Annotated in this window: 3 protein-coding genes; all 3 read left to right on the forward strand. The window is 69.7% G+C overall.

Annotated elements, in window-relative coordinates:
* The first annotated feature begins 315 nt into the window (after positions 1 to 315).
* The 3 genes from KVG96_RS06780 to mnmH all read left to right on the forward strand — a co-directional run bounded on the left by KVG96_RS06780 (position 316) and on the right by mnmH (position 13,116).
* Complete coding sequence (locus KVG96_RS06780) at positions 316 to 10,833, forward strand: autotransporter-associated beta strand repeat-containing protein (RefSeq protein ID WP_217891327.1); 10,518 nt, start codon at positions 316 to 318, stop codon at positions 10,831 to 10,833.
* Between the two features lie 145 nt (positions 10,834 to 10,978).
* Positions 10,979 to 12,013, forward strand: coding sequence for a selenide, water dikinase SelD (gene selD / locus KVG96_RS06785; protein WP_217891328.1), 1,035 nt, complete (start codon positions 10,979 to 10,981; stop codon positions 12,011 to 12,013).
* Complete coding sequence (gene mnmH, locus KVG96_RS06790) at positions 12,013 to 13,116, forward strand: tRNA 2-selenouridine(34) synthase MnmH (RefSeq protein WP_217891329.1); 1,104 nt, start codon at positions 12,013 to 12,015, stop codon at positions 13,114 to 13,116. The genes selD and mnmH overlap by 1 nt, the downstream gene beginning before the upstream one ends.
* Positions 13,117 to 13,188 lie beyond the last annotated feature (72 nt).

The raw sequence follows: 13,188 nt of genomic DNA on the forward strand, positions 1-13,188 counted from the left end.
AGGAGCTTGCCTGCAAGCGATGAGGCCGGTACTGCCGACATCTCTGTTGCCTGACATTGCCGGCATCGCCAGCAGGCAGGCGCCCACAAAAGGCCCGAACACCGCACAGGCCGTGGCTCTGGATCCATATTTCAAAAGCGTCTAGCGCCAAAGTATTAACACCATTTGAAGAATGCCCCATCGCGGGGCATCAACTAGCGTGTGTCGGGAATGTCACGGTTTTGTGATGACCGTCGCAGTCTTGATTCGCGTGCGGAATAAGCGGTGCAAAGCACGCCCCTCAAGGAAGATTTTGGCCACGACAAGGAGCAGTCCGTGTACACAAGGTCCGCTATCGCCCTCGTTTCGCGTTTTTCCCCACTGTCACTTGCCGTGCACCTGAGTGTCGCCGGACTGCTGTTCGGCGGCGTCAGCCAGCCGGCGCTCGCCACCTGTTCGGTGGCCGGTTCCACCGTGACCTGCACCGGCGTGCCGAGCCTGCCGCTGTTTCTCAACAACTACGCCAGCGCGACCAACGGCCTGACGGTCAACGTCAACGCCGGCGCGCAGATGAACGCCACCCTCGGCGGTCGGGTGCTGGACCTGACCGGGGTCAACATCACCCTGAACAACTCCGGCACCCTCGACCCGGCGCTGCTGGGGCTGGTGTCGGTGCTCAGCGGCGGTGCGTTCATCGGCACCGGCGCGGCGAGCACGGTTACCGTCCTCAACAACGCCAGCGGCATCATCCGCGGCACCGGCATGGTGCTGGGCCTGAACCTGACCAGCATCGACGGCCTGGGCATCGGCGTGAACAACGCGGCCGCCGGCACCACCAGCATCACCAACAACGGCACGATCACCTCCACCGGCCTGTCGGTGGGCGGCATCAGCCTGGCCGACACCCCGGTGGTGGGCGTGTACGGCGGCTCGACGGTGAACATGACCAACAACGGCAGCGTGCAGGGCCGGGTGGCGTTCGAGACGTCCGCCGCCGGCAACACGTTCACCAACACCGGCAGCATCACCGGCAGCGTGTCGATGGGGGTGAACAGCACCAACACCTTCACCGCGGTGACCGGCTCCAGCGTCAACGTCGGCGACGGCGTGCAGGTCACCGTCGGCCTCGGCGGGCTGATCGGGGTCAACCTGACGTTCGCCCCGACCGGGCAGATCGACGGCGGCGCCGGCGGCACCAACGCCCTGGTGCTGCAGAACACCCTCGGCGTGGGCGGCGGCACCAGCGGCAGCGGCACGGTGTCCAGCGCCACTTACGTCAACTTCAACAACCTCACCGTCAACAGCGGCACCTGGACCTTGCAGGGGCCGGTGGTCAGCGGCAGTTCGACCCTCAACGGCGGGGTGGTGCAGTTCAACAACAACGCGGCGTTCGGCAGCGGCGTGCTGACCGCCAACGGCGGGATTCTCCAGGCCAGCAGCGCCGGCCTGAGCCTGGGCAACCTGATCACCCTGGGCGCCGGCGGCCTGACGGTGCAAGGCGCCAACGACCTGAGCCTGACCGGCGTGCTGTCCGGCACGGGCGGCCTGACCAAGTCCGGCGCCGGCCAGTTGAGCCTGGGGGCGGCGAACACCTTCACCGGCAACACCACGATCAACGCCGGCAGCGTGCAGGTGGGCAACGATCAAGCGTTCAGCGGCGGCACCGTCACCATCGGCGGCGCGGCGACGTTGACCGCGCCCGGCACCGTCAACCTGGCCAACGCCATCACCCTCAACGGCGCCCTGACCGCCAGCGGCGCCGGGGCGCTGACCCTGAGCGGCGCGCTCACCGGCGCCAGCGGCCTGACCAAGACCGGCAGCGGCAGCCTGACCCTCAGCGGCGTGAACACCGGCTACAGCGGCACCACCACCCTGAGTGCCGGCACGTTGCGGGTCGGCAACAACAACGCCTTGGGCAGCGGCGCCCTGAACACGGCCGCCGGCACCAGCCTGGACAGCACCGCCAACGTCACCCTGAACAACAACGTCGGCCTGACCGGCAGCCTCACCGTGCTGGGCAGCAACAACCTGACCCTGGGCGGCGTGCTCTCCGGCACGGGCGGCCTCACCAAGAGCGGCGCGGCCAGCCTGACCCTGACCGGCAACAACACCCAGAGCGGCGCGACCGCCCTCAACGCCGGCACGCTGTTGGTGGGCAGCAACACCGCGTTGGGCACCGGCGCCCTGAACACCGCCGCCGGCACCACGCTGGACGCAACCACCTCAGTGAGCCTGGCCAACGCCGTCAACCTGGCGGCGAACCTGGTCATCGGCGGCACCCAGGCCCTGGCCCTGGGCGGCGTAGTCAACGGTGCCGGCGGGCTGGTCAAGAACGGCACCGCCGCCCTGACCCTGGGCGGCAGCAACGGGTTCGCCGGCGGCACCTCGCTCAACGCCGGCACGCTGATCGTCGGCGCCAACACGGCGCTGGGCAGCGGCGGCCTGAGCACGGCGGCGGGCACCACGCTCGACGCCAACACGACGGTGTCGCTGGGCAACGCGGTCACCCTGGGCGGCAACCTGAACATCGGCGGCAGCGCCAACCTGACGCTCGGCGGGGTGGTCGACGGCAGCGGCGGGCTGACCAAGAACGGCGCCGCCAACCTGATCCTCAACGGCGCCAACACCTTCCTGGCCGGCACCACCCTCAGCGCCGGCACCCTGACCGTCGGCAATGCCGGCGCGCTGGGCAGCGGCGATCTGACGGTCACCGGCGCCGCGACCCTGGACAGCAGCACCAGTGTGGCGCTGGCCAACAACGTGGTGCTCAACGCCGACCTGAGCATCGGCGGCAGCAACGGGCTGACCCTGGGCGGCGTGGTCAGCGGCGCCAGCCGGCTGATCAAGAACGGCACGGCCAACCTGACCCTCAACGGCAGCAACACCTACAGCGGCGGCACCACCCTGAACGCCGGCAGCCTGACCGTCGGCAACGCGGCGGCACTGGGCAGCGGCGGCCTGACCGTGGGCGGAGCGAGCACCCTCAACAGCAGCGGTGCGGTCACCTTGGGCAACGCCATCACCCTCAACGCCAACCTCACGGCCGGCGGCGCCAACGCGCTCACCCTGGGCGGCGTCATCGACGGTGCCGGCGGGCTGATCAAGACCGGCGCGTCCAGTCTGACCCTGACCGGCAGCAACACCTACACCGGCTCCACGTCGCTCAACGCCGGCACGCTGATCGTCGGCTCCGCCACCGCGCTGGGCACCGGCAACCTGAACGCGGCGGCCGGCACCACGCTGGACGCCAGCACCGCCACCAGCCTGGCCAACAACGTCAACCTGGGCGGCAACCTGACCGTCGCCGGCAGCAATGCGCTGACCCTCACCGGCACGGTGTCCGGCGTCGGCGGGCTGATCAAGAACGGCGCCGCCGACCTGACCCTCAACGGCGCCAACACCTACTTCGGCAACACCGCGCTCAACGCCGGCAAACTGATCCTCGGCAACAGCACCGCACTGGGCAGCGGCACGCTGAACGCGGCGGCCAACACCACGCTGGACGCCAACACCGCCGTCAGCCTGGGCAACGCCGTGAACCTGGCCGGGACCCTGAACATCGGCGGCACCGCGGACCTGACCCTGGGCGGCGCGGTGAACGGCGTCGGCAGCCTGGTGAAGAACGGCACGGCCAACCTGACCCTCAACGGCACCAACGCTTACGCGGGCGGCACCACGCTGAACGCCGGGACGCTCACCGCGGGCAACAGCTCGGCGCTGGGCAGCGGTGCGTTGACCGTCGCCGGGGCCGCGACCCTGGACAACACGTCGCCGCTGGTCAACCTGAACAACACCGTCACCCTCAACGCCGCCCTGACCGTCGCCGGTTCGCAGGACCTGGCCCTGGGCGGCGTGATCAACGGCACGGGCTCGCTGGTCAAGAACGGCACGGCGAACCTGACGCTCAACGGCATCAATACCTACCAGGGCGGCACCACCCTCAATGCCGGCACGCTGACCCTCGGCACCGCGGCGGCATTGGGCAGCGGCGCGCTGACCGTCGGCGGCGCCGCGACGCTGGACAACAGCTCGGCCCTGGTCCTGGGCAACGACATCACCCTCAACGCCGGGCTGACCGTGGCCGGCAACAACAGCCTGGTGCTCAGCGGCGTGGTCAGCGGCACCGGCAACCTGATCAAGAGCGGGCTCGACGACCTGTCGCTGGCGGGCAGCAACACCTTCACCGGTGCGCTGAACATCCTCGCCGGCAGTGTGTCCACCCTGAGCAGCGGCGCGCTGGGCAACGCCTCCGGCGCCGACGTCAGCGCCGGGGCCAGCCTCAACCTGGGCAGCGACGCGAGCCTGGGCGGGCTGAGCGGCAGCGGCAGCGTGCAGGTCGGCGCCGGCAGCACCCTGACCGTGGGCGGGGTCAGCACCACCAGCACCTTCGACGGCGACGTCAGCGGCAGCGGCGGCCTGACCAAGGTCGGCACCGGCACCCTGAACCTCACCGGCATCAACGGCCTGACCGGCAATACGCTGGTGAGCGGCGGCACCCTGAACCTCAGCGGCTCGCTGGCCAGCGCTCAGGTGAATGTCGGCAGCGGCGCCACCTTCACCGGCAACGGCACGGTGCTCGGCCAGCTGAGCGTCGCCAACGGCGGCCATCTGGCCCTGTCTTCGGGCAACCAACTGTCGGCGGGCGCCTTGACCCTCGGCGCCAGCGGCAACCTCGACGTGGCCCTGGCCGCGCCGTCGACCACGTCGCTGATCGATGTCAGCGGCAACCTGACCCTGGACGGCAACCTCAACGTCACCGACGCCGGCGGTTTCGGCGTCGGCGTGTACCGCCTGATCAACTACACCGGCAGCCTGACGGACCTGGGCCTGGACGTGGCCAGCGTGCCGGTCGGCTTCGGCCTCGGCGACCTGGTGGTGCAGACCTCGGTCGGCAACCAGGTCAACCTGCTGGTGTCGGCGCCGAACGCCAACATCCGCTTCTGGGACGGCAGCCAGACCGTGCCCAACGGCACGGTGGACGGCGGCAGCGGCACCTGGAACGCCGCCGGCTCCAACTGGACCAACGTCAACGGCACCCTGAACCAGGCCTGGGCCGGCGATTTCGGCGTGTTCCAGGGCACCGCCGGCACCGTGACGGTGGACGGCACGCAACTGTTCACCGGCCTGCAGTTCACCACCGACGGCTACAGCCTGGTCAACGGCACGGCGGGGCAACTGACCGCCGTCAACGGCACCGGCGGCACCACGGCGGTGCGGGTCGATCCGGGCGTGACCGCGACGGTCGGCGTGGGCATCAACGGCAGCGGCATCCTCAACAAGCTCGACAGCGGCACCCTCGTCCTCAACGGCGCCAACAGCTACAGCGGCGGCACCGCGCTGGACGGCGGCAAACTGGTGGTCGGCAGCAACACCGCGCTGGGCACCGGCACGCTGACGGCGGCGACCGGCACGCAGTTGGACAGCAACGCGGCGGTCACCCTGGGCAACGCCGTGACCCTCAATGGCAATCTGACCGTGGCGGGCAGCAACGCACTGACGCTCAACGGCGTGATCGGCGGCACCGGCGGCCTGATCAAGAACGGCGCGGCCAGCCTGACCCTCGGCGGCAACAACGCCTTCCTCGGGCCGGTGGCGCTGAACGCCGGCGGACTGGTGCTGGCGTCCAACTCGGCGCTCGGTTCCGCCACCCTGAACGCGGCCGGCGGCACCACGCTGGATGCCGCCAGCGCCGTTTCGGTGAACAACGCGGTGAACCTGGCCGGCAACCTCGCCGTCACCGGCAGCAACAACCTGACGCTGGCCGGGGCCATCAACGGTGCCGGCAGCCTGACCAAGAACGGCGCGGCCAACCTGACGCTGTCCGGCGCCAACGGCTTCCTCGGCGGCACCACGCTCAACGCCGGCACCCTGACCGTCGGCAACGCCACCGCCCTGGGCCTGGGCAACCTGACCGTGGCCGGCGCCTCGAGCCTCGACAGCAGCGGCGCCTTCGCCCTGGGCAACGCGCTGGTGCTCAACGCCAACCTGACGGTGGCCGGCAGCAATAACCTGACCCTGGGCGGCGCTATCAGCGGCACAGGCGGGCTGGTGAAAAACGGCGCGGCCAACCTGACCCTCAACGGCACCGGCACCTACAGCGGCGGCACCACGCTCAACGCCGGCACCCTGACCCTCGGCACCGCCGGCGCGCTGGGTTCCGGTGCGTTGACCGTGGCGGGCGCCTCGACCCTCGACAACACCTCGACGCTGGTGCTGGGCAACGACGTCAACGTCAACGCCAACCTGACCGTGGCCGGCAGCAACGACCTGACCCTGGGCGGCGTACTCGCCGGGGCCGGCACGCTGACCAAGAGCGGCGCATCCGACCTGACCCTGACCGGCGCCAACACCTTCAACGGCACCTTCGACGTGCAGGCCGGCAGCCTCACCACCGTCGGCAACGCGGCGCTGGGCAACAACGCCGGGGTCAACCTCGCGGGCGGCACCACCCTCAACCTCGGCGGCTCGGCGGCCATCGCCAGCCTCACCGGCAGCGGCACCGCCGACGTCGGCGCCGGCCAGTCGCTGAGCATCGGCGGCAACAACCTGAGCAGTACCTTCGCCGGCATCCTCACCGGCAGCGGCGCCCTGAACAAACTGGGCACCGGCACCCTGACCCTGACCGGCGCCAGCACCCTGACCGGCGACACCACGGTCGGCGCCGGCACCTTGCGGGTCAACGGTTCGCTGGACAGCGCCAACGTGCAGGTCAACAGCGGCGGCACCCTGGGCGGCTCCGGCAGCCTTGCGGGCGCGGTCGCCGTGGCCGACGGCGGGCACCTGGCGCTGGCCACCGGCAGCGCACTGTCGGTGGGCTCGCTGGCGCTCAGCGGCAACTCGAACCTGGATGTCGGCCTCGGCGCGCCGGTGTCCGGCGGCGGCAGCGCGCTGCTCAACGTCAATGGCAACCTGACCCTGGACGGCACCCTCAACGTCAGCGACCTGGGCGGTTTCGGCAGCGGGGTCTACCGGATCATCAACTACACCGGCGGCCTGACCGACAACGGTCTGCTGTTCGGCACCTTGCCGGGCAGCGTCACCCCCGGCGACCTGCAATTGCAGACCAGCGTCGGCAACCAGATCAACCTGCTGGTCACAGCCCCAGGCGTCACCGTGCAGTTCTGGGACGGCAGTCAGTTGACCGGCAACGGCGCCATCGAAGGCGGCAGCGGCACCTGGGGCAGCGGCACCACCAACTGGACCGACGTCAACGGCACCGTCAACCAGGCCTGGGGCAACAGCTTCGCGGTGTTCCAGGGCAGCGCCGGCACCGTGACGGTCAACGGCGCGCAGACCATCACCGGCCTGCAGTTCGTCACCGATGGCTACAGCCTGCAGAACGGCACAGCCGGTTCGCTGAACCTGGTCAACGGCGCATTGGGCAACGCCACCGTGCGGGTCGACCCGAACGCCACCGCCACCCTCGGCGTGGCGCTCAACGGCAGCGGCACCCTGGGCAAATACGACGCCGGCACCTTGGTGCTCAACGCCGCCAACGGCTACACCGGCGGCACCGCCCTCAACGGCGGCAAACTGGTGGTGGGCAACGACGTGGCACTGGGCACGGGCACATTGACCGCCGCCAACGGCACGGCGCTGGACAGCAACACCGCCGTCACCCTGGCCAACGCCGTGGTGCTCAACGGCGGGCTGGCCATCGCCGGCAGCAACGCCCTGACCCTCGACGGCACGGTCAGCGGCAGCGGCAGCCTGTCCAAGGCCGGCGCCGCGAGCCTGACCCTCAACGGCAACAACACCTACAGCGGCGGCACGCAACTGTCCGGCGGTTCGCTGGTCCTGGGCAACAACAGCGCCATCGGCAGCGGCGCGCTCAGCGTCCTGGGCAACGCCACCCTCGACAGCGCCAGCGCGCTGCAACTGGCCAACGCCATCGGCCTGGGCGCGCAGCTCACCTTGGCCGGCAACCAGAACACTAGCCTGATCGGCGCCATCAGCGGCAACGGCGGCCTGGTGAAGAACGGCAGCGGCGACCTGGCGCTCAGCGGCGCCAACACCTACACCGGCGGCACCACGCTCAACGGCGGCAGCACCCGCGGCGACACCAGCAGCCTGCAAGGGGCCATCGTCAACAACGCGGCGCTGACCTTCGAGCAGAACAGCGACGGCACCTACACCGGCAACCTCACCGGCGCCGGCACCTTGACCAAGGCCGGCACCGGCGCCTTGCTGCTGACCGGCACCAACGGCTTCACCGGCAACACCGACGTGCAGGCCGGCACGCTGCGGGTCAATGGCGTGCTCAACAGCGCCAGCGTCAATGTCGCCAGCGGGGCGAAGATCGGTGGCGGCGGGCAGTTGGGCGGCAACGTGCAACTGGCCAGCGGCGCGACCCTGTTGGGCGGCGGCACGGCGACGCCGCTGTCGGTCGGTTCGCTGGCGCTGTCCTCCGGCAGCGTGCTGGACTTCACCCTCGGCTCGGCCGCCAGCTCCACCACGGTGGTCAACGTCGCCGGCAACCTCACGCTGGACGGCACCCTCAACATCACCAACGCCGGCGGCTTCGGCACCGGGATCTATCAGCTGTTCAGCTATGGCGGCACCCTCACCGACAACGGCCTGACCTACGGCAGCCTGCCGGTGCCGACGGGCAACCTGTCGTTGCAGACCGCCTTCGCCAACCAGATCAACCTGCTGGTGCAGGGCTCGCCGGGCGAAGTGCAGTTCTGGAACGGCGGCAAGACCAACCCCGACGGCAGCATCGGCGGCGGCAGCGGCGTGTGGGGCCCCGGCACCAACTGGACCGACCCCACCGGCACCCAGGCGCTGGGCGCCAATGGCCAGTTCGCGGTGTTCGGCGGGCAGGGCGGCACGGTCAGCGTGGTCGGCAACCAAGCCTTCACCGGCCTGCAGTTCCTGGTCGGCGGCTACAGCCTGACGGCGGGTGCCGGCGGCAGTCTCACCCCGGTCAACGGGCCGGACGGCAGCCTGGCGCCGGTACGGGTCAATGCCGGAGGCAGCACGGAAATCTCCGCGCCGCTGGTGGGCACCGGCGGCATCGAAAAACTGGACGCCGGCACGCTGGTGCTCAGCGGCGCCAACACCTACAGCGGCGGCACCACGGTCAGCGGCGGTACGCTGATCGGCAACAGCACCAGCCTGCAAGGCAACATCCTCGACAACGCCTCGCTGGTGTTCCAGCAGAACGTCGACGGCCAGTTCAGCGGCCGGCTCAGCGGCATCGGCGCACTGGCCAAGCGCGGCACCGGCCGCTTGCTGCTGACCGGTGACCAGCCGTTCAGCGGCGCGGTGTCGGTGGATCAAGGCGTGCTGCAGGTCGGCAGCCGCGCGGCGCGCGCCTCCCTGGCCGGGCAGGTCACCGTGGCCAACGGCGCAGCGCTGAGCGGCAACGGCAGCGTCGGCGCGATCGTGAACCATGGCGTGGTGGCCTCCGGCGGCACCGACGGCACCTTGAGCGTCACCGGCAACCTGACCAACGCCGCCGACGGCCTGCTGGCGCTGACGGTCAGCTCGCCGACCGCCACGCCGCTGGCCGTCGGCGGCACCGCGACCCTCGGCGGCGGCCTGCTGGTCAACAGCCTGGCGCCGTTCTCCGGCAACACCACGTATTCGCTGATCACGGCGGGCGGCGGCGTCACCGGCACCTTCAGCTCGGCGGACCTGCCGCAGTACGCGTTCCTCAACACCAGCCTTGTGTACAGCGCCAATGCGGTAAACCTGGCGGTCAGCCGCAACGGCAATTCGTTCGCCGACGTCTCGGCCACCGGCAACCAGCGCAGCACGGCCCAGGCCTTGTCGCGCAACGGTGCGGCGGGGGCGGCGTTGCAGAACGAGATCGTCAACCTCAGCGTGGCCGGTGCGCGCAACGCGTTCGACAGCCTGTCCGGGGAGATCCACGCCAGCACCGCCAGCGCCGTGCTGGAGGACTCGCGCTATGTGCGCGACGCGGTCAACGACCGCATGCGCCAGCCGTCGTGCAGCGCGCCGGACGATCCGCGCCGGGCCCTGGCGCCGAGCGACAACCAGTTGAGCAGCAACGGCTGCCACGGCGAGATGGTCGGCTGGATCCGCGCGCTCGGCGCGTGGGGCGAGTCGGACGGCGACAGCAACAGCGCCAAACTCGACCGCAACCTCTCGGGCTTCCTGCTCGGCACCGACAAGCAACTGGACGACCAGTGGCGCGCCGGCATGGCCGCCGGCTACACCCGCAGCGACCTCGACGCCCACGACCGGCGCTCGGACGCCACGGTCGAGAGCTACCACCTGGCGGCGTACCTGAGCTCGCAGTTCGACGCCCTGGCGGTGCGCCTCGGTGCGGCCTACAGCTGGCACGACATCGAAACCAAACGCGACGTCAGCGTCGGCAACTACAACGACCGGCTGAAGGCCGATTACGACGCGCGCAGCGCCCAGGTGTTCGGCGAAGTCGGCTACACGCTCGAGGCCGCCGGCATTGCGCTGGAGCCGTTCGCCGGGCTGGCCTACGTCAACTACGACACCGACTCGGCCAAGGAAAAGGGCGGGGTAGGGCGGCTGAAGGCCGATGCCGACCAGGACATCACCTTCTCCACCCTCGGGGTGCGCGCCGGCAAGCTGATCACCCTGGCCAACGGCGGGCAGTTCACGCCACGGGCGGCCATCGGCTGGCGGCATGCCTTCGGCGACACCAAGCCCGACGCCGACCTGACCTTCATCGACGGCGGCGCCTCGTTCAGCACCCAGGGCGTGCCGATCGCCGAGGACAGCGCCATCGTCGAGGCCGGCGTGGACTTCCAGATCAGCCCGACCGGCAAACTGGGGATCGGTTATTCCGGGCAACTGTCCGGCGACGGCAACGATCATGCGATGACCATCAGCTTCAGCCTGGGCTTCTGAGTTTTCATGGCCGGAGCGCTTTAGCCGCCCGCAAGGGCGGTTTTTTTTGTCGTGCGCCTGGCTTCTGTGGCGAGGGCCGCGCGCGAAACATCCGTTGCGGGCGCCTCTGCTAGAATCGGCCCCATTCACAGCCTGAGAACTTTTCATGAGCGAGCCGATTCGTCTGACCCAATACAGCCACGGCGCCGGTTGCGGCTGCAAGATTTCCCCCCAGGTGCTGGAGGTGATCCTGGCCGGCAGCGGGGCGCAGAACCTCGACCCGAAACTGTGGGTCGGCAACGCCTCGCGCGACGACGCGGCGGTGTATGAGATCGACGCCGAGCGCGGCGTGGTCTCGACCACCGACTTCTTCATGCCGATCGTCGACGACCCGTTCGACTTCGGCCGCATCGCCGCCACCAACGCCATCAGCGACATCTACGCCATGGGCGGCGATCCGCTGATGGCCATCGCCATCCTGGGCTGGCCGGTCAACGTGCTGGCGCCGGAAGTGGCGCGGGAAGTGATCCGCGGCGGGCGCTCGGTGTGCGACGCGGCGGGCATCCCGCTGGCGGGCGGGCACTCGATCGACGCGCCGGAGCCGATCTTCGGCCTGGCCGTCACCGGCCTGGTGGAAAAGCGCCACATGAAGCGCAACGACACCGCCACCGCCGGCTGCCGGCTGTACCTGACCAAACCGTTGGGCATCGGCATCCTCACCACCGCCGAGAAGAAGGGCAAGCTGCGCAACGCCGACATCGGCCTGGCCCGCGACTGGATGTGCACCCTGAACAAGCCCGGCAGCCGCTTCGGCAAACTGGCCGGGGTCACGGCCATGACCGACGTCACCGGTTTCGGCCTGCTCGGGCACCTGGTGGAAATGGCCGACGGCAGCCACCTGACGGCGCGCATCGCCTATGACCGGGTGCCGCGCCTGGCCAGCATCGAATACTACCTGGAACAGGGCTGCGTGCCCGGCGGCACCTTGCGCAACTTCGACAGCTATTCGGGCAAGGTCGGCCGCCTGCAGGAGCTGCACAAGCGCGTGCTGTGCGACCCGCAGACCAGCGGCGGCCTGCTGATCGCCGTCACCCCCGAAGGCGATGCCGGGTTCCTCGCGGTGGCGGCCGAGCTGGGCCTGAGCCTTGAGCCGATCGGCGAGCTGGTCGAGCGACAGACCCACGCGGTCGAGGTGGTTTGATGCGCTTCGACTGCACCGATTACCGCGACATCTTCCTCAACGACCGGCCCCTGATGGATGCGCGTGCGCCGGTCGAGTTTCTCAAGGGCTCGTTCCCCGGCGCGGTCAACCGGCCGCTGATGAACGACCACGAACGCCAACGGATCGGCACCTGCTACAAGCAGCACGGCCAGCAGGCCGCCATCGAGCTGGGCTATCGCCTGGTGTCCGGCGCGGTCAAAGCCGAACGCATCCAGGGCTGGGCCGACTTCGCCCGGACCCACCCCGACGGGCTCCTGTATTGCTTCCGCGGCGGCCTGCGTTCGCAGATCACCCAGCAATGGCTGAGGGACGAGGCCGGCATCGACTACCCCCGGGTCGGCGGCGGCTACAAGGCGATGCGCACCTTTTTGATCGACACCCTCGAACAGGCCATCGCCCAGTGTGATTTCGTGCTGCTGGGCGGCATGACCGGCACCGGCAAGACCGAAGCGCTGGCGCTGCTCGACAACGGCCTGGACCTGGAGGGCCACGCCAATCACCGGGGCTCGAGCTTCGGCAAGCGCGCCACCGGCCAGCCGTCGAACATCGATTTCGAGAACCGCCTGGCCATCGACATCCTCAAGAAGCGCGACGCCGGCATTGGCCAGTTCGTGCTGGAGGACGAGAGCCGGGTGGTCGGCAGTTGCGCGCTGCCGTTGCCACTGTACCAGGGCATGCAGCAGTACCCGATGGTCTGGTTGGAGGACCGTTTCGACCAGCGCGTGGAACGCATCCTGCGCGATTACGTGGTGGACCTGTCGGCGGAGTTTTCGGCGGTGCACGGCGAGGCCGGGTTCGCGCTGTTCTCGCAACGTCTGCTGGACAGCCTCAACAACGTGCACAAACGCCTGGGCGGCGAACGGCACCGGCGGATGCTGGAACTGATGGAGCAGGCCCTGACCGAGCAGGGCCGCAGCGGCGCGGTGGAACTGCACCGGGGCTGGATCGAGGGCTTGCTGCGCGAGTACTACGATCCGATGTACGTGTTCCAGCGCGAGAAGAAGGGCGCGCGGATCGAGTTCGCGGGGGAACGGGAAGCGGTTGTCGAGTACTTGCGGGCGCGGGTGAGCCAGCGGGGCTGACGGTGCGGGTGCCGCCCGTCGCCAGCAGGCTGGCCCCCACCCGGATCGGTGTCGAAGGCAAAAATTGTAGGC

This window comes from Pseudomonas ekonensis (genome assembly GCF_019145435.1).
GTDB classification, from domain to species: Bacteria; Pseudomonadota; Gammaproteobacteria; order Pseudomonadales; family Pseudomonadaceae; genus Aquipseudomonas; species Aquipseudomonas ekonensis.